Annotated in this window: 12 protein-coding genes; 6 read left to right on the top strand and 6 right to left on the bottom strand. The window is 53.2% G+C overall.

Features of this window, described 5'->3' with window-relative positions; translation table 11 throughout:
• Positions 1-14: 14 nt before the first annotated feature.
• The 6 genes from JFT63_RS24920 to JFT63_RS24945 all read right to left on the bottom strand — a co-directional run bounded on the left by JFT63_RS24920 (position 15) and on the right by JFT63_RS24945 (position 7,817).
• The gene (locus tag JFT63_RS24920) at positions 15-3,173 is read right to left on the bottom strand and encodes a conjugal transfer protein TraG N-terminal domain-containing protein (RefSeq protein ID WP_047297001.1); all 3,159 of its coding nucleotides are present in this window, start codon (positions 3,171-3,173) and stop codon (positions 15-17) included.
• Positions 3,174-3,184: 11 nt separating this feature from the next.
• Positions 3,185-4,585 carry a conjugal transfer protein TraH gene (locus JFT63_RS24925; RefSeq protein WP_047297003.1) on the bottom strand — a complete coding sequence of 467 codons (1,401 nt, stop codon included), beginning with the start codon at positions 4,583-4,585 and terminating at the stop codon, positions 3,185-3,187.
• Complete coding sequence (gene traF / locus JFT63_RS24930; RefSeq protein ID WP_047297005.1) at positions 4,582-5,607, bottom strand: conjugal transfer protein TraF; 1,026 nt, start codon at positions 5,605-5,607, stop codon at positions 4,582-4,584. Before traF ends, JFT63_RS24925 begins: the two co-directional genes overlap by 4 nt.
• Before the next feature lie 118 nt (positions 5,608-5,725).
• Entirely contained in the window at positions 5,726-6,841 is a 1,116-nt protein-coding gene (locus JFT63_RS24935) for a DUF7146 domain-containing protein (RefSeq protein ID WP_047297007.1), read from the bottom strand.
• Between the two features lie 47 nt (positions 6,842-6,888).
• Positions 6,889-7,512 (bottom strand): hypothetical protein, encoded by a 624-nt coding sequence (locus JFT63_RS24940; RefSeq protein WP_028621620.1) that lies wholly within the window; start codon positions 7,510-7,512, stop codon positions 6,889-6,891.
• A complete protein-coding gene (locus tag JFT63_RS24945; RefSeq protein ID WP_033050417.1) occupies positions 7,509-7,817 on the bottom strand; it encodes a hypothetical protein in 309 nt (102 codons plus the stop codon). Before JFT63_RS24945 ends, JFT63_RS24940 begins: the two co-directional genes overlap by 4 nt.
• Positions 7,818-8,226: 409 nt before the next feature.
• Between JFT63_RS24945 and JFT63_RS24950 the strand changes: the two genes are divergently transcribed.
• The 6 genes from JFT63_RS24950 (at position 8,227) to gmtX (ending at position 17,610) form a co-directional block, all read left to right on the top strand.
• Positions 8,227-8,913 (top strand): hypothetical protein, encoded by a 687-nt coding sequence (locus JFT63_RS24950; protein WP_013100915.1) that lies wholly within the window; start codon positions 8,227-8,229, stop codon positions 8,911-8,913.
• A 387-nt stretch (positions 8,914-9,300) separates the two neighbouring features.
• Positions 9,301-11,067 (top strand): terpene cyclase/mutase family protein, encoded by a 1,767-nt coding sequence (locus JFT63_RS24955; RefSeq protein ID WP_198844949.1) that lies wholly within the window; start codon positions 9,301-9,303, stop codon positions 11,065-11,067.
• Positions 11,068-11,130: 63 nt separating this feature from the next.
• On the top strand, positions 11,131-12,603 hold the full coding sequence (locus tag JFT63_RS24960) for an SEC-C metal-binding domain-containing protein (protein WP_198844950.1): 1,473 nt from the start codon (positions 11,131-11,133) through the stop codon (positions 12,601-12,603).
• A gap of 347 nt (positions 12,604-12,950) precedes the next feature.
• Positions 12,951-14,342, top strand: coding sequence for a gamma-mobile-trio recombinase GmtY (gmtY, locus tag JFT63_RS24965; protein ID WP_332875275.1), 1,392 nt, complete (start codon positions 12,951-12,953; stop codon positions 14,340-14,342).
• An 8-nt stretch (positions 14,343-14,350) separates the two neighbouring features.
• Positions 14,351-16,951, top strand: a complete 2,601-nt coding sequence (gene gmtZ, locus JFT63_RS24970; protein WP_198844952.1) for a gamma-mobile-trio integrase GmtZ — start codon at positions 14,351-14,353, stop codon at positions 16,949-16,951.
• Positions 16,948-17,610 carry a gamma-mobile-trio protein GmtX gene (gene gmtX, locus JFT63_RS24975; protein ID WP_198844953.1) on the top strand — a complete coding sequence of 221 codons (663 nt, stop codon included), beginning with the start codon at positions 16,948-16,950 and terminating at the stop codon, positions 17,608-17,610. The genes gmtZ and gmtX overlap by 4 nt, the downstream gene beginning before the upstream one ends.
• Positions 17,611-18,183 lie beyond the last annotated feature (573 nt).

Below are 18,183 nucleotides of genomic sequence, written 5' to 3' on the forward strand. Positions count from 1 at the left end.
AGCCCCTTTTTTACTCATTCGATTGACGGTCTCCTCGGTCCGCTGGCCTGTTTGGGTTGTTCAGCATTTTCAATTGCCGCAGGTCTAAAGTTTTTGGGCAGGGGATTGTGACGATTGCCCGCAGCGACAGTTTCCACAACCGGCCGGTCAGCAGATGTTCCATCACTTCCTGCTGCCTGGTACGTCAATGAAGCATGGACGCCCTTCGCATAGTCTTCATCCCCGCCAGACGCGATCATGGCTTCCGAGTAGGTGTGGTAGGAGGACCACTGATAAATATCAGAGTCCGTTGGCATGCCTGCCCGGCTAGCTGCTCGAAGTGCGGCTTGGCTATCTGTCAGCCCCAGTTGCTGCCCTTCAGAAACGTCATTGCTGAATTGTGTGTTCTCGTTGCCAGCCAGGAAGTTCGTAAGCGTTTTGCCGCCCGACTGGATGCTCTGAACCGCCGATGCGGCCTTGATCATCAAGCCCTTATCATCGTAGTTCTTACCGAAGGTCGATAGTTGCTGCGCGGCCTCTGAATCTGCCGCCCCTCTAACATCCTCACTGTTGCGAGCATGCGCGAGTTGTGGGGCTAGGCTGTTCTCCGCATGACGGTTTCCGACAAGCTCAGCACCTTGGTCTTCAGCCGCTTCCTTAGCAGAAATGTTCATGTCCTGAGCACCTGCATATGCGTCACTGTTACCCTGCCATCTTGAATTGAACTCGCCTTGCAAACCTGAGTTCCCGGCCGTTGCTGCGCCGGCTTTGTCTGCTATGTTTGCAAACTCTCCCGCATTACCCTGAGCTACGTTGAAGTCGAATGGATTGAATTGGCTCATGACCAATTCGCCGAGCCTGCCTTGCTGGTTAATCGCCCGGATTGCCGCCATCGCCCTCTGCTCGTCCGTATTCGACGACATATCTTTGATGCTTTGGCTATTAAATGCTTCAGCGAAGAGCTTTTTCCCTTCATCAGTTGCACCAGCCATGCGCTGAAGTTCTAAGCCAGACTCTGCTCGAGATACCCCGCCTCTCGATAGCGACTTGATCGCTGCATCGCGAAGATTGAGGCCTTGACTTGCCCTGATGGTGTCTTGCTGAGAAGCCGCTTGGCTGTACGTATTCTGTGCCTGTAGAGCTTCAGTGCGGCTTTGATTTATCTGATCAGTGTTGCTAACACTACTTTGGGCCATCGACGAGTCACGGAAGGCATCACCGGTGGCAAATGTCAGGTCACGGGTGTTAGCGCTCTCCACGGAAGAACTTAACTGCGAGAGAGATTTTTCGGCAGTTCGACGCTCTGTGCCGCTCATTTCGGAAAGCGACTTGCCATCACTGGTTTTGAGGTTGGCCATGATGCCTTTCAGGCCGGCTTGCCCACCAAGCGCTGAGGCTGCGGTTGCCATGTTTATCGACGACTCAGAGAAACCACTGCTTCGAAGATTCTCAACTGCCTGGTTATAGGAAGAGCTTTGCTTGAGAGCATCGCTAGCTTTGATGCTTTCGCCCATTTGCGTCATCGCTTCGCGCCCCGTACTCGTCGAGGCTAGTTGCTGGCCTGCCGCTGAGAGGTTGCTCTGGTACTGGCTCGTGGCCGTTTGCGAGGCGGTTTGGGCGCTCTGAAGGACTGCACTCGCAGCTTGGTCGCCGGTTATCGTCTCAGCAAGCTGCGGCGATCCCGTTCTGCTCACCCCGGAGCTTACCTGGTCGGAAGTAAACGAGGCATTTTGACTGAGAACAGGTGCGCTATCCTGGGCCCGAGGATTCACGTCTTCGGACTTGAATTTGTCGCCTGCCGTCATTTGGCTCATGACGCTGTTGGCAACCATGGCAGAGCCGGAAACGATGAACAGTGCCAATGGAGGCACGGACGCCGCAAGCAGACCGCCAATACCCAGTGCCTTGCCGATGGCTTTGTCTATGTCCATGAGTTGGAGCATTGCGAAACCAGAACCTGTGGGGTCGTAGCCGTTGAATACGGCTTCCATCTGGGAGCCTGCATACCAGAGGGTAAAAGCATTCACGATACTCAACAGCGGCATCCACAAACCCACCGCCAGCGGCAACACGAGATACTTGCCGAGGATAGAAAGGCCAGGCCCACCCAGGAGCAAAGCAAAGGCCATGAACGGCGTCATCGCATAGAGCATGCCCTCGAAGAAGGCGATCATCGGTCTCATGTAGTGTTTGAAGCTGTCGCCCTTCCCCGCCCATTGAATTTCTTGCTGGTTGAGCGATTCGCGAAGAGCCATTGCGGCTCTTTGCTCTTGCCAATGGTTCATGGCATCGACACGGGAATCGTTGAAAATCGGCGCAATTAGCGAAGTCAAAACGTAGTCCTGAGCCGACTTGCTACTCAGTGCGAGGCTCTGAATAGCTTGGTCAGTAGCGGCTTGAACCTGGATACCGCTGGTCATGCGGTTGGTCTTGGCCTCTTCGCTGAACCCTTTCTGGAGAATGTCCTCTAGCACGTCTGTATAGACGTTCTGCAAATGGGCGTTGAGAAACGACCGCGCCTCTGCACAGCTTTTCATGGTGCCGGCGGTACCGTCATAGACGTAGATGAACATCGATGAGTTCTGGTTTGACAGCACCTCCGCCCAGCCAGGCGATCGGTACAGGTCGGTCAAGGTCTTATCCGTTCTCAGCGCCACGGGGTTCAGTGAACAGAATGTCATGTACTCGTTCACCGATCGGGGCAGATCCCACCCGTCCGCTTTTCGGTAGTTTTGGAAGCCGTCCAGTGCCATCGGGTTCCGAAGAGCGTCGCGCACTTTCGACAATGTGCTCAGACTCGAGAACAGCCCGTAGTCGGTCATGCTTGGAGTAGAAAATGCCTGCTCCGCGGTTTTTGTAATGCCGTAGGCCACCGTTGAGATGACTGAGCCGACAAAGGCAGGGCCAAGAGGCACGTTGTCCACCACCCGCACCTGCGACGACACCGTATCCTCGATAACAGTGGTGGCTGTAGGGCCGTAGAACATCATGTAAAGGACGAGCACAAGGCCCGCCTTTCCGAAGGTAATGGCCTGGTTATTGAAAACAGCTTGGAACGCCAACAGAAATAAGCCTATCAGCGCGCCAATACGGGCAAGGTCTTCTGCGTCACCGCTGCCTGTGATCATTGCGCAGGCATTGAGCATGATCTCAAGGAACTCGGCGCTGCCTGTCGTGTAGATAGTGAAGTCCATGGATATCTCCGTTACGCGCCTGCGTTATCGTTGATGGTTCCCTGTGGCAGGGTTCCATTATCAAACACAGGGGCCATCTGGAGCATTTTCTCGGCTTGGCCATCGGCATCTTTGCCTTGCATTGCTTCCTCGATGTACGAGCGGTATTCATCCATGAGCTCACCCTTGGTAGCCCGCAGGTCCTCAATCACCTTCCCTGCATCCGCCATATTCAGGCTGGTCAGGCCTTTCTCTGTATGCCCAAGCAGCTGATAAATCAGGCTCATCGAAGCATCAGCAGCAATTTTCTTGGCGAACTGGTTCAGATAGTCATAACCGGATTGAGCCCCTGCCTTCTGGGTGATCTTCATCAAATTCACCCCTACTCGGCTTGATGCGAGGTATGCAATCCGGTTTCCGTCAGCAGCGGTTGCAGTGCCGTTCGCAAAACGCTCAAGGATTCCGTTGTTTTGAAGATCCTCTAGGATTCGAGTCTCGAGGCCCTTGAAGCTGGTGAGAGTTCGGATGTTCGGGTCTGAGCAGTCCGGGTCATCCTGGTCGCACTGGTAGACCTTGACATCAAGGTTGGCCGAGCCCTCAACAAGAATCTTCAGACCTTCGCCGGTGATCAGCTTCGGCATGGGATGCGCAGCGAAGTTTTTCCCCCCGCTGGCGTCGTTGGTGAGCGACACGTTGTAGCTGCCGACCATCGACATGATGAATTCCGCGTTTTCGTCGCTGCCGAATAGGATCTGCGACTGGAGGCCAGACTTCATCATGGCGCACCACAGAACATTCCCTGTGTTCTCACATTGAACGGCCTTACCAGAGGCAGCAATCCGGTTGGCTGGTGAGTCTTCTTTGGTGGATTTCGCGGTAAAGAAGTCAGATGAGACGTTCGACCCGAAGGCCGTCATCGCGGATTTGAAGTCGGTGCTTTCTTCGTATGCCTTTTTGGCATTCGTAACCAACCCACTCGCCAGCTGGCAGCTGTTGGAAAACATTTGATTGAGCGCCTGGATCTTGTTGGCCAGGTTGCGGATCACACCACCTGTCTGAGCGTCCATCGCATCGAGGGCCAACTCAAAGGCAAAGCCCGAAACAATGCCAGCCGCGTTCGACGCCACATTCCTCATGAGCGCTACAAACTCTTCGCCGTTGATAAAGGAGAACGAGCCGCTGTAAAGGTTGATCCCCCCGCATCCACCCTTTGCGCTTGGCGGGGTAATGCTGATGAGGTTGGCGGTGGATATCCGATTCCGAAGGACAACGGACCCGCCGGTAATAACGCCGCGTGTGGCTGTTTTATATGCCCCTGGACTGGTGACGTTGATCATGCCGCTGAACATTTCATTGACCTGCTGTTGAATGTTCGCGTGAGCCCCGAAGGGCACCATCAGCGCTACAGCAAGGGCGATCGGTTTGATTTTCACTGGGCACCTCCGTTGTCTTTTTGAAAGGCGCGACGAGCTTCATCGCGCATCCGATTCACGAATTCGTTAGGGTTTTTTGTTGCGTCGGGCGGTGCGTCAGCCAGTTTCGTGGCGTCGATCAAACCCATGGTGTTAAGGCGGGATGTAGCGTTGTATTCCTGATCGGAAATCAGCCCTGCTTCATTCGCTGCCATTAAAATCCGAGTGGTTGCCGTCTCCATTGAGACGGTGCTGAAGCTGACGATCTTCACGTCATTCGGAGGGATGACTAGGGCCAGCGCAGGCGAGGTGATGATGCCCAGCTGCTCTGCGAGCCCAGTGTCGTACTGTGTGTTTGGGTATTTGCCGCCAGGAAGGGGGGCCCCATCCATCGAGACGGGCATGACAGTAAACCCGTACCTGAACTCGAGAGCAGAGACCGCTGCCTGGGCCTGTTCGCACAGAATGCAGTCGTTACCGTTGTAGAAGAACATCAGCGCAGAGCTGCCAGCGATGAGCTTCAACAGGGTTTCTTTCTGCTTGCCGGCCGCAGTTGCCAAAGCATCTGAGGCGGCGTTGGAAGCCGGATAACGCATGTCCTCATCGAGCAGTGGATCATTTCGGATTACGTCAGCTGAGCGGCGTGAGAATCGCTCGGCCTTGTCCATCATGATTCGGTTGGCCCAAAAATATGCACTCACGTTCTCTTTGGTAGGGTTATCCATTGCTGCGTCACGCAGTTTCGGAAGCATCTCCCGAATCCACGCCACGCTGCCGGTCGGGGGCAGCTCGGGCGCGGCTGGTTCGGAGGCTTCCCTTTCGGCTTGAGGTGGGGCCGCTGGAACCGGCGCGGGCTCGAGTTTTTCGGGTTCCTGTTCAGGAGGCGGATCTTCGTACCAGAACCAGCCGCGCTCTTTGTCCTGGTAGAACGAAGAACCAGCAACCTGGGGCGTTTTTGACTCGGCGGGCTTGGTCTCTCCCGCAAGGGAAGTGCTGCTTATAGCGGCAGCAAGCAACAAGATGGGAAATTTTAGGGGCGTCATGAGTCCGTCTGGCCAAGATGGGGATGCTCGAATTGTGAGCGTTGGCCAACAGGAGGGGGCGCGTTTTCAGGCGCTTTTACGGTCGGAAAAAGAGGGGGAAGTTGAGAAGGCCAGAGGCCTATCGCTGTGCGCGATAGACCTCGTGGCCTAGGAAGCCGAGGGAACCACGTTCACGAAGAACGTCATTCCAGTCGACACCTTTGGAGCCGTCAGGGATGGGCATGTCGGGCAACATTATCTGTGCCTTGATCCCCATTTCCCACAGACGTTTTTTCAAGGTCAATGCCGCTTTCTGGCCACCCTCCTTGCGGTCCTTGTCAGCCCAGATTCGGACTGCTTTGGTGCAGGCTGGTGGTACGAAGTTCTCCAACAAGTAGGAATTCACCAAGGGCCATACTGGTATACCCATGGCTGTTTCTACCGACAGAGCTGTTTCCAATCCTTCGGATACATCCAAGACTTCTCCTGGATGCGATGTTGGCACCGCACAACCGGGAAGCTTGCGGTTGCTGGGAATTGGAAACATTTTTTTCGGCTCCGCGAGATCGGCTTTCTCACCCTTCATCGTCAGGTAGTGACGGTTGATGGTCACAGCCTGGCCTTCAGGATCGATGAGCGTACACACTATCCCTGGATGCTTAGAACGCTTGCCGGCTTTGTCCTTGTAGGTCAATTCCGGGTGAAAGCGAACGTAGCGGCTCAGCTCTGGTCGATCCCAAGCAAGAATGCCTCGGGAGCGAAGATAGAGCCTTGCTGGTTCCGCTGATGGGTCTGTGAGAGGAACGGTTCCCTTCCACAGGTTGCGCATAGCTTCACGCAGCCAATCGTCTGAAGCCTCTGGTTTTGCTGGGGCTCGCTCCTTTCGGATTACAACGCTTGGGATAAATCCATCAGCGGTGCGTCCATACGGGTCTTTGACCCGGAGCAATGCTCCAACCTCCTGTAAAGCATGGTGAAAGCTCCAGCGGTTGACCCACATCAGCAAGGCTATGCCATCAGCCTTGACTCCGCAGGTACGGCAGATACCACCGCTCGACGATCCAGCCGTCTTGCGGAAAATCTTAAACCCGTCTTCCCCACCATGCACCGGACATGGAACCCCACGTCCTGCTTTTTTGTGTGCCGGCACCAATGAAGATGCGAGGCTTGCGTAAATGTCATGCCAGCGGCCATCAGCGGCTACCAGCACATCTTGTTTCTCTGGGGCGTAATTGCCTTCTGAGTCTTTGGACATGGGTACCTCCGTTTGGTTGAGATGCGCCCCGAAGGGCGCATTGCTGGCTATTTCACGATCTTGATTTCCCAGGAGTTGCGGTAGGTATCAACCCACTCCTGTTCTTTCTTACCGTCGACAACGACCTCTTTGAGCACACTCACGGCGGTTTTGCCAAGGAATGTCAGCGAGATATTGTCACCTTGTTGCGCTCCAGATTTGCGTAGCTGAGCGTTGAGCTCGATTCCCCAAACCAGGTGTTCACCGATACGCAAGAAGAACGACTTTCCGTTCTTCTTGAGAAACCGATAGTGGGCGAAACCTGAACCGCGGTATTCGCCGGTAACAGACCTGCCAGCAACGCCTTGGAAATTGAGTTCAGGTGCGCGCTCATCTTGATCTTCATCGCTTTGGGCGACTTGGATCTCTTGAGCTGTTTCTTGATGCGCGGGCTGGGATTCGCGAGGGATGAACTCCCCTTTGATCTCGCCCTGCTCTTGGTTCTCGATCGATGCAACCTGGTTGCGGCCTTCCGGCCGGTACAGTTTGTTGATCACCACCGGTTCAAGCGCCTGGTGCATCGTTTCATTGGTTTCTGGCTCGGGAAGCTTATGGGCCAGGCGCTCTGAAACAATGCATAGCCCTTGTGGCAGTCGGAGATAGCTTGGAACATCGAAGTCAACACGGATCATTTCTCTTCTCCCTGGCGACGCAGGTAGGAGGGAATGTAGTAGTTGTCATAATCGACGCTGCTACACCAACGGGCGTTGGGTAAGGTCTTGGTTGCTTGAGGAGCCGAAGCCTTCAGACAACCGCGTAGGTAGCTCAGAACACCACGCAGGATCTGCTCAGCATTCAGGATCACCACAGCGAGGAACACGCAGAGTGTCAAAGGCAAAACATGCTTTGCAAACTGCGGTGCGTATACAGCTCCCAACATAGCAACGAGGAAGCCAAACGCGGTCAGCACTTTAACTTTGAGGGTTGTAGATGCCATTTTCAGTTCTCCATTTTTTTAGAACGGAGAACGCCCTAACGGGAGTTCCCCGTCAGGGTTTTTTTGACACAAAAAAAGGAAGCCAAATGGCTTCCTTTTTTGATCGGCGCTACGCGAACGTAGGCTTGGTTTTTAAGCTGATAAGCTCAGCTTGGCTTGCTCCCAGACGCATACACGTCTTGGGTACCAGTGGCAGCAGCATGCTGTCACTTAGGGTCAATGGCCTCCAGGAGGCAAATTCTTAATCGACCTTGGCCGATGAGTGCCGCAATTCTCGCCGCCATTTCACTCTGTCGTCAACCAGAAAAACGCACCTCAAATTCCGACGCTATTCGTGCGTGAAATCGAAATCCAGAGGCTCCGCAAGCTGGTGCAATAGTCCGGCCACCAACATCCGGAGAAACCGCTAATGGCGACCACTCAACCACAACCGACGAAATACCAATACTCCAAGCCATCCCTCAAAGGAAAGATGGTACTGAACACTGAGCAGGCGAAGTTCTTCGCCGGCAACCGTTTCGATAGCCTCATGACGGCTCTTTTTATCATCGACGTTACGTCCCGCAAGCTGGCCAAAAACCTCAAGACCTTTGATCACAAAGCGGTGGTTGATGCGGTCTCGAAGAAAATCGAGCGCATGGAAGTAGCCGTGCGTGACGAGTCTGAGCGGATGGACACGCTTTTGAAGAGTCTGGGAATCAAAGAGCTTGCAGGGTACAGCTCACCACTGACTCGCGAATTCGAAATCACCAGCCCAGAAATCAAGCGGATGAGCAGCCTGCTTCAGGCATTTGACCACCTGATTATCCAGGTCGATACCGCCTGGCTGCATGAGAAAATCGATAGCTCGGAAGCTGAGGAATTTCGTGCAAACAAGAGCAACCAAATGGCCCGGCTGATCCGCTCACTCGTTGGCCTCGGTCAGAGCGCGCGAGCAAAGGCATACGCCAGCAAAGTTGCAGAGCTCCAAGAAGATATCGAAAAGGCAGAAGCCAAAGTGAGCGCCGAGAAGGAGGAGCGCGAGGCTGCGGGTCACATTGAGCCTGAGGGCAATGCAGACCCTCTCGATTCGCTTCCCGAAGAAGCGGTTGCTTGATAGCGCCAGTAATGAAAACGCCCCGCATTGCTTATTCCCCCCAATAAAAATACATAGTTAGAGCATTTTTGAGGCATCTACTAAGGAAGCCCCTCACCAAAGGGGCTTTTTTGGGGGCGTTGCACAATGCGGATATACCCTAAACTTACATCGTATGTCGTTGGGAGCATTCCGGTGCATGGCCATTATGGTGAAAAACGGATAATGTGAGGTCAGTTCTCTCTGGGTAATAGCAGGTAATTGCTCCCCATTTTGTTAACGACCGATCGATCGATCATTGCATTAGATTTGACCGGCATGCATCGTAGTCATGAACGGCCGAAATGCCCATAGCTGCCATCCCAGAGCGAATTCTTCTCGAATTTATGCAGTGATCGAGGTACATGGATGTTTAATTTATTAGTCGCTGGCCACAATGAGATGTGGGAAACCCCCCCATACTCCTTCCCAATTGTCCGGTTCAAGGAATACAGCGGGGATGAGGCCGCGAACGTCGATCTTGCGCGCCCGGAAACGATCCGGGCTCTGGAGAGCATTCCCATGCTCCTCATGTACGAGGTCGGTGCGGGTGGAGCGCACGATCGGATTATTCGCCATGGCCGAGCCAGGAACATTACCCGCCGAGGTTCAGAGTTAACGTTTGACTTTGAGCTAGATGAGCAGCACGCGTTTCTAGAACGCTCCTCCGTGCTCGCGATTGCTGAACAACTCGACATCCAGCAGTTCGAAAGGCATAGAACCCATTGGGCTATCAAGGATGGCAACCTCCCTGTAGAGCTTATCGCCACCGGCACAGCCGAACGCGCCGAACGTCCTGTGGCGATAGTCGCCGCTGAATTCACGGAGGCAAAACGTGATCGCCGTCGAGGCGAGACAACAGCCCTACTCGACGAGCTGGCTGCTTACCCTCCGTCTTTTGAAAAGGCCATGGCCCTGCTACCTGCGCGTTTACTCGAGTTCCCGACTCCAGAATTATTTCCACTGGTGGGCATAGAGCCTAGAACGCCAGAAGGTCGTAATGCCCTGCTACAAGTTATCCAGACAAACGATGACAATGATGATCTGCCATCGACATGGAATATGTCCTACACCTGGTTTCTTAGCCTTTATGGCTCCGCAACTGAGAAAAACAGACTGGATGCGGCAATAGATCGATCCGCTCAAGAGATGATGGAACTTGGCAGGGACGAGCAAGCCCCAGAAGATTTAATTGAGAAAGTCGGCTTTTATCTGTGGAGAGTCAGCCGAAGTCGAGCGCTGGTAGGAAGACTGCAAAGAGAGATATCAGTCCTCACAAGTTGGCTGGCAAAGCGGCAATCTCAGGGACGGGGCTGGACGGCTGGCAACGACAACACCCAACCACAGAGCATTCGAGCTACTGCGCTCGCTGTGGTCGCATTACAGCGTCTGGGAGACGACCGCTACCACGTAGTTGTGGACCAAGCTGTCACATGGCTGCTGTCGAAAGCTCTGCCCAATGGAGCGTTTCCGCGAGAAGAAGATTTGAACGAGCCTGACCTGATGAGTACCGTGCTCGTCCTGGAAGCAATTCGTAGATCGTCTTTGGTTGCAGACGTACCTCATTTGCTTGAGTCGGGAGATACATGGTTAGTCTCTCTGCAAGATGAGAATGGTAATTGGGAAGTTGATCCTTGGTCTGAGGGGTTTACCGCAGGGGTTGTGCTCGATTATCTAGCCAATCGCAACCAAATGCTTGCCCAGGTAGACGGTTTTCTACTTATGGCCCGAGATTTCTTCCGCAAGGCCGAAGAGTTGCAACATGAAGGCGGATCAAATAATCGACGTCTCGCGGCAATCGCCACGGTCCATGCTGTAGAGATGTTTCTCTACGGATTGTTCGAGCGACGCGAAGATTTGGCGTTGTCGCCGTTCAAAGAAAACGGTACAGAGACGCTCGGCCCAAGGGAAGCGTTACGCGCATTCCAAGACGCATTACAGCGTATCGGCGTCCTAACGTCACCCCAGCGTTTACCTCACCGTGACAGGATTAGTGCGCTCATAGGCCGTCGGGATGGAATTATCCACCGCGCTCATGAGGTAAGTGAGAATGAGTTAACTGAAGGATTAAGGGAGGCCAGAAAATTTCTGGATCGTTTTGCAAAGAGTTTGTTGAATATAGATCTTCTTCAGTAGGCCTTCAGCAAAGCAAAATGCAACGACTTTTTGCTAAAGTAAATTCTTCTCAACGGAACAGTCATGACATCAAAAAAAAGCATGGGTGTGACAGAAAGTGAGCGTGTTCTTTCTGAATACTGCGAGCGCTCTTTCCTAAAGCTTTGGACCTATCCAAACCCCTACAAAGACGACAAGCACGAGCTATGTGATTTACTGGCCGTATTTGGAAATCATGTTTTTATCTTCTTCGATCGCGACAACCGAATTCCACTAACTTCAGAGAAAGACCCAAAAATTCTTTGGGATCGATGGAAGAAAAACGTAATCGATAAACAAATCAACACGGCGCATGGTGCGGAGCGATATATCAAGAGCGGCCGGCAGATATATGTGAATGGGAAGTGCACTATACCTTTCCCATTGAATATTGATCTAGACTCAATGATAGTGCACAAAATAGTTGTCGCACACGGCGCAAAAGAGGCATGTTTAAAACAGTCCGAAGACAACATTTATGGTAGCCTGGGGGTTTCTTACTCATCTGTCTCTGCTAGCTCGGGGGCCCCCAGCCTGCCATTCATGATCAATTTGGACAAGGATAAGCCAGTACACGTATTCGACAGTCACAATCTGCCAATTTTGTTAAATGAACTAGATACCGTTACCGATTTTTCTTTATACCTTGATGCAAAAATCAAAGCCATCAATTCTTTGAACCTGCTATCTTATTGCGGGGAAGAGGATTTGCTAGCACACTACTTGCTAAATATTAACGAGCAAAATAAACACTTCATCGGGGTTGACGAAGAAAACCTTACGGGCTTAATGATTCATGAAGGCGAATGGAGGGACTTCTCTAATAGCAATGTCTATCTAGAGACCAAAAAAGCATCACAAATATCATATGCGTGGGATGAAATAATTCAGCGCACATGTCAGAACTCGCTAGATGGAACGCTCAGAGGTAATGCGGACTTATTGCGCGGAAAAAGTGCAATATTTGAAATGGTAAAAGAGCCTCGTTTTATTCGTCGAACCCTAGCGGACGCAATGTTCAAGTCGGTGGAGGACTTTCCTGAGTCTATGGGAGGCTTAGCAAGAAAGGTCACCCTAATGCCGTCCTACCACAACGGAACTGCGTATGTATTTCTTCAATTGAAAGTTAGCCAGAAACTATTGGAACAGAAAGATTATAGGGGTAAAAAGCAACGAATTTTAGAGATTGCCTGTGGCGCTGCAAAGAACGCTTTCCCTGAATTGAAAACCATAGTTGGTATTGCGATTAACGCGCCAAAATATCACGAAGATTGCTCAGAAGATTTTCTTCTCATGCCTTGCGAGAACTGGACGCAAGAAATAAAAAGTCATTACGAGCAAGAAAACAAAATTTGGAATTTCTTCCAGACATCGTCACTCATAAAGCGCGAGTTGAGCGTAACTGAGTTTGTAGCGCCGCACCCTATACACAGCAATTCGGATAATAAAAAAATTGGGAGAAATGATCCCTGTACATGCGGCTCCAACAAGAAATTCAAAAAATGTTGCGGCATATAATTGCTCGCCAGATTTTTTTGCAGGTGCAGCTAGCATGATTGTATCTTTATGTGGCTATCAAACTAGAAAGCTCTCAGTGTTAACTGAGTATCCTCTTTATTGATTGGGGTAATTCGATGCCTACTGGGTACTACCTTGCCTGTCTCGAAACGCAGCGCTACGTCTGGGTGGGCATGCTAAGTGAAATAACGTCGGCAACCGGCGTTGACGATGATCTCATATCCAGCTTCTACTTAATGCACCGCGGCAAAGCTCTTGTGGTGGTCAGCGAGACGCACCAAGTCATCGGCTAGGGGCATGAATGGCAACTCTAATCCTAATAAAAATTGGGAGCTAATCTAGTGTTTGTGACGGTCAAGGCTCGCGTTTACACCGACGCAACGGGGGTATATACGGAACTTCCAGTGTTAATGGCGCCTACTGGAGTGCTCGAACCATTACTTGACTACTTTCTTCACCGCAGCCATGACCGCAGCCTCATGTGGATGATCAAGCTAACTCGTTCATTGCGGATATTCCTCGAATATATGCAAACCAATCCAGCGGAGCGTGACACCTATCAGTTGTTCCAGAACTTTGCTCAACGCCTCTACACAGGGACATTTGACCGCAGCACGGGTATAGATCCTAGCGGATTGTGCTGGGCTCCACGATCCCCGAAAGATGCAGCGCAAATTATCACCAACCTCACTGACTTCTTCGATTGGCTGGGCAACATGCGCCCTGAAGTCGCAAAAGTGAATCCCCGCTATGAGGGCGGCGCCTTCGACCGTCAGATCGATGCAGCTGCCTACCAGTACCGGCGAAACAAGGCATTCCTAGGTCATACTTGGGCCCAGAACGCCCCCTCCGAGACCGGACACCGGATACGTAGTCGACGCTTGCCCAAAGTGGAAAAGGGGGAGCCACCTGCCTTTCCTGAAGAACGTTTTGAGGAATTACTGTTAAATGGTTTTAACGCAGGCGGGCGCCGGGACTATCGCGGCATGCTGATCACATTGCTGCTACACGGCGCGGGCTTTCGGGAATCTGAGCCGTTTCACCTCTACATTCAGGACGTTTTCCCCGCGCCCTCAAGCCCTGACCAAGCTAAAGTTCTAATTCACCACCCGAGTTATGGGTTTGGGCCTACTGATTGGCGCGATGAGGGAGGAAGACCGCGCAAAGTTACGCGAGCGCAATACCTTGCCCATCAGTTTGGCCTCGTACCACGCACCGATTTACTGGACCGCCGCCACGCCGGCTGGAAAGGCGGTACGCACGATGGGCCATATTACAAACAGGCGTACTGGTTCCTGCCCGAATATGGAAAATGGTTCCAGCAGCTTTGGCGACGCTACCTCGAACAGGTTGCACGTATTGAGCGCGACCACCCCTTTGCCTTTATCAACCTGAGCCGAGAGCCCATTGGAGCCATGTATACGCTTGCCCAATACAATAAGGCCCATGCCGCCGCGTGCAAGCGCATCGGACTTACAGTTAACAAGGCTCTGGGCACGACACCACACGGGCATCGTCATGCTTACGGCCGCCGCCTGCAAAACGCCGGCGTCGAAAAGGCGCTCATCCGCCGTTTTATGCATCACTCCTCACTGGAAAGCCAGGAAGTGTATACACGGACGAACACCAGCGAAGCCTTCGCGGCACTAGAGTCGGCCGCGCAGCGATTGCGGGACACGTATCCCGGGCCATTCTCCAAGTCCAACATATTACTGGCTGATATCGAACTGAACGACTGAGAACCATCATGGACGAGAACGAAAATGTGACAGATCAGGGAGCATCCGCCAAACCTACCGCCAAGGTAAAAGGGGTTAAGCGTAATACGGATAAAACCCTCAGTTGGGTCGGGCGGGATTACCCTCAACTCGCCGCCTGGCGTGACTTGACGGTGCTGTGGTTAGAGGGCGAAACAACTGGCATCGCCCAAAGGTTGAGAGCCTTTGTGTCCTTCTTTGAGCGCTACCTTGTCCAGCAGAGGCTGCCGCTTGATCCCGCGGTTCTCCTAGCGCGCACAACCCTCCTGCCCGATTTCTACCGTACGGCCTGTCCGGATTCAGAAGAAGGCATCAAGTACAATAATGTCATCCACGCCTTCCTGAACTTTGTGCTACTGCATGAGCTCAGTGAAGCCAACGACTATGGCGAACCTGTTGTGTCTCCTGCTTTTCACAACCCGGTGCCACGTCTTTCTGATTCCAAGGTGCGGATGAGACGGGATGAGAGCGTTCATTCGCCCCTACCCTATGGCTACATCGACGAACTGCGGCAGATGCTCGCCGCAGGACCTCATTTCCGTGACTGGAATTGGGCACAAAGTTCACTCAGTATTGCAGCCGGCCAACGCGTGCGTTCTGGGCCCGACTGGTTTGAGGTAAACGAAGACCAGATTGACCGGAACGACCCAGACTGTGTGTGGCGCGAGCGCCCAATGAAAGACCGCTTGCGGCTAGAAATGTGGAGCCCGGTCCGCTGGGTGGCATTGATCGCGAAGCTCATCCTGCCGTTGCGCACCTTCCAGGTCCGGATGCTCGACTCAGGCGAAGCCGACACCTGGCGCTACGCGGCGGGGAACTGGACGTTAAATCCTAATCGGCTTGCGCAGGGTAGCGAACGCCGGCCACTACAACAGGGCGTATTCCGCCGCAGCAACCGCTTGGCCGATGGCGAAGCGGTCTCAGCCGTGCTCTACATCAATACCAATAAGACCGCTGACATCGCCAAGTCAGGTCCCGAGAAAGGTTACGTGTTGCCATGGTCCTTCGGGGGACCGAAGCATCAGGACATATTCTACTGGTTGGAAAAGCTGCGCAATTGGCAGGAGAAGTACAATCCTATCTCGAGGCGCACAGCATGGACGGAGTTAGACGGCCGCCACATCACCGCGAAGAGCGACATGCAACTGGCGTCCTACCCCGATTCCTGCTTCCTCTTCCGTGTGCCTAAGTCTGATATTCACGAGCGTCAACTTCCGCTAAAGGACACTACGTTGTTCCCCGCTTGGTTCCGCCTATTAAGTGCACTGGAGCAGCGACTTGCCGACCGGGGAGAAACCCATAGCAACGGTACGCCAATTCGATTCCTCCCGCTGCCGGATGAACAGAACAACGGATTGACTACCCTCTTTCCGTTGCACAGCCTGCGTGTCTCTCTCATCACCGCGCTTGCACTCGAAGGTAAGGTCCCGTTCGCAGTGTTGCAAAAGCTCGTTGGCCATAGCCGTCTGATAATGACTTTGTATTACACAAAGCCAGGCGCAACCCGTATCCACGATATGCTGCTCGATGCGGCAGAACGACTGAATGCGAGTAAAGAGGCGAGTATCCAGAACTTCTTGCTCGACACCGAATATGACGAACTCCTTCAACAGGCTATCTGCAACAATATTCCTAGCCTCGCTTCCGCCATCCCGCAGCATCCAGCTGCGCGCAATTTAGTGGGCTGGATGCCGATGCATCACGGCCTGTGCCTGGCTGGTGGCAACACCAGCGAAATCGAGGATAACGGCGTAGTTGGCGGCTGCTACAACGGTGGCCCAAATTTCGGCTCAGCTTCAACTCCGAAGTATGGGCCCGTTCCGGGTGGCAGCCGTAACTGCGTGCGCTGTCGCTGGTTTGTGACAGAGCCGCATTACATGCCAGCGCTTGTTGCCCACTTCAATACACTCGCTTATCACTTTGATGAGGCGCGCAACCTTTGCCTCATTCGTGAGAATGAACTCCAAGGCTTGAAGAAGCAGAAAGCTGAAGCGGAAGACGCTGGTCAGCCCTTTGCGCATATGGGTGCCTACCGGCAAGCAGAGCGTGTCTGGGAGAGCACAATGAAGCGTTTTAGTGACTTAGCAGAGGATCTTGTAGCCTGCTGGCGTCTTATTGAACGCTGCAAGATGGCGCTTGAATCCCCGCAGGGTCACGGCAACCAACTGGTGGCCGCTGGTGGAATTGGGGAATTGCACATTGCCTTTCAGGAGACAGAGTCGGAATTGCTCCAGCTCGCTGGCGTCTGTGAAAATATCGCACTCTATCCCGACCTCGAATCCGGCAAGGCAGTGTTTCGCCGTAGCCAGTTGCTGGATTCAGTTCTCTACCGACAAGACCTACCGCCCATGTTCATGCTGTTGAACGAACAGGAGCAACTGATTGCCGGCAACGCCTTCCTGCTCCACCTTGGGCAGCAGATGAATCCAGCGAACCCCGTTCTTGGTAAGCGGGAAGTAATTCGATTGATAGATGCAGGCGAGAGCCTCAGCCAGCAATTCGATATGGATCTTGCCACGTTATTGCCCACAAAAAAAATGGACCAAGCGTTCCATGCTGAACAAGATATCCTCATGGTAAATGACGCATGAATCGAAAGATGGACATCCACCCAGACGCAGTTCTTGAGTCGCTGCTCGCCAAAGGTGGGCGCTCAAACCGGCGGTCTAACTTGGCGAAAATGCACGAGCTTTGCCGCAAGCAGCATGAAGTTGGCTCCCGCGACTTCTCATTACCGATCATCGGTCGTTTAGCCGAAGCCGAGGGCATCTTGAAGGGGCGCGCGCTCTACAACGCGCAATCGGCAGATTATAAGTCTCTCATCGAATCATGGGCTGCATACGCTGGACCTCCCATGCCCAAGCCGCAAAAGATGCTAGCGAGCCATGAGTACCTGATGCGTATCGAAGAACCAGCCATCCGTTCCATCATGCAGGCCATCATCTCTGAGCGGGATAAGCTCAAGGCGCAACTCAACGTCCTGAAGTCCAACACGCAGGTAACAGTGGACCGACGCCCGCTGGGAGCGACTATCGTGACGGCGCCTGGTGAACACCCACTGGCTGTGCTCGCCCCATCGGCTCAACTGACTCCGACGGAGCGTGAAGCCTTAGAAAAGGCGATATCGTCTAACTACCTTGAGGAGCGAGGTTTTCGAGAGGGTAGTCACGGGGAAATCGTCAATGAGCGCGGCCGTACAATGTTCGAGGTGGGTTTTGCCCGAGCAATCCGAAAAGTTCTTGGTGTCTGAAGTCGACGAATTCATGTTTCGATGCATTACGATGTATTTATACATCGTAATGCTTTTACGGACAGAAGCCCCGGTTACTAAGGTCTATTAGGCACTTATCCCTGCTCTAAATAAGAGATATGTATATTTAGGGTATAAGTGGCAATGCGGGGCTTTGTTTTAGGTCCGGGCGCGCTATTTGCGACGTTGCAACCCAAGGCGCTCGCGCAAGCGAAGAGGCGAGGCTGGGCTGGTGAAGACCATCACACCGAACCCTGTTACGAGGAAAGCACAGTAAATCAGGGCCAGCGTCCTACCACCCTCCTTGGCCAGCGCTTCGACAGCCACCTCTTTCACCTGCCAAGCATCACACGTGGCCACAGGCTCCGGCATGGCCCCACGCGACCGGCTTTCATCGGCGCAGCGCTTGACCAGCAGATGACCAGGCGCTTCCGCTTTTCCTAACTGGGGATGTAAGCCGGAACCCCAGAAATTTCCGTCACCCTAGTTGGGTGGGCTCAACACTCGTGTCACCAGCTACCTTCTGGAGAATCGAGCTCGGCCATCCCTCCCTGGACGGGCATCGCTCGACGA

The sequence above is a fragment of the Pseudomonas sp. MF7453 genome, assembly GCF_016405455.1.
Classification (GTDB): domain Bacteria; phylum Pseudomonadota; class Gammaproteobacteria; order Pseudomonadales; family Pseudomonadaceae; genus Aquipseudomonas; species Aquipseudomonas paralactis.

Bases quoted from the DNA above. Each gene is read 5' to 3' on its own strand.
- JFT63_RS24920 (WP_047297001.1), bottom strand. From the start codon at position 3,173: ATGGACTTCACTATCTACACGACAGGCAGCGCCGAGTTCCTTGAGATC.
- gmtZ (WP_198844952.1), top strand. From the start codon at position 14,351: ATGGACGAGAACGAAAATGTGACAGATCAGGGAGCATCCGCCAAACCT.
- gmtX (WP_198844953.1), top strand. From the start codon at position 16,948: ATGAATCGAAAGATGGACATCCACCCAGACGCAGTTCTTGAGTCGCTG.
- traF (WP_047297005.1), bottom strand. From the start codon at position 5,607: ATGACGCCCCTAAAATTTCCCATCTTGTTGCTTGCTGCCGCTATAAGC.
- JFT63_RS24960 (WP_198844950.1), top strand. From the start codon at position 11,131: ATGACATCAAAAAAAAGCATGGGTGTGACAGAAAGTGAGCGTGTTCTT.
- JFT63_RS24935 (WP_047297007.1), bottom strand. From the start codon at position 6,841: ATGTCCAAAGACTCAGAAGGCAATTACGCCCCAGAGAAACAAGATGTG.
- JFT63_RS24955 (WP_198844949.1), top strand. From the start codon at position 9,301: ATGTTTAATTTATTAGTCGCTGGCCACAATGAGATGTGGGAAACCCCC.
- JFT63_RS24940 (WP_028621620.1), bottom strand. From the start codon at position 7,512: ATGATCCGTGTTGACTTCGATGTTCCAAGCTATCTCCGACTGCCACAA.
- JFT63_RS24950 (WP_013100915.1), top strand. From the start codon at position 8,227: ATGGCGACCACTCAACCACAACCGACGAAATACCAATACTCCAAGCCA.
- JFT63_RS24945 (WP_033050417.1), bottom strand. From the start codon at position 7,817: ATGGCATCTACAACCCTCAAAGTTAAAGTGCTGACCGCGTTTGGCTTC.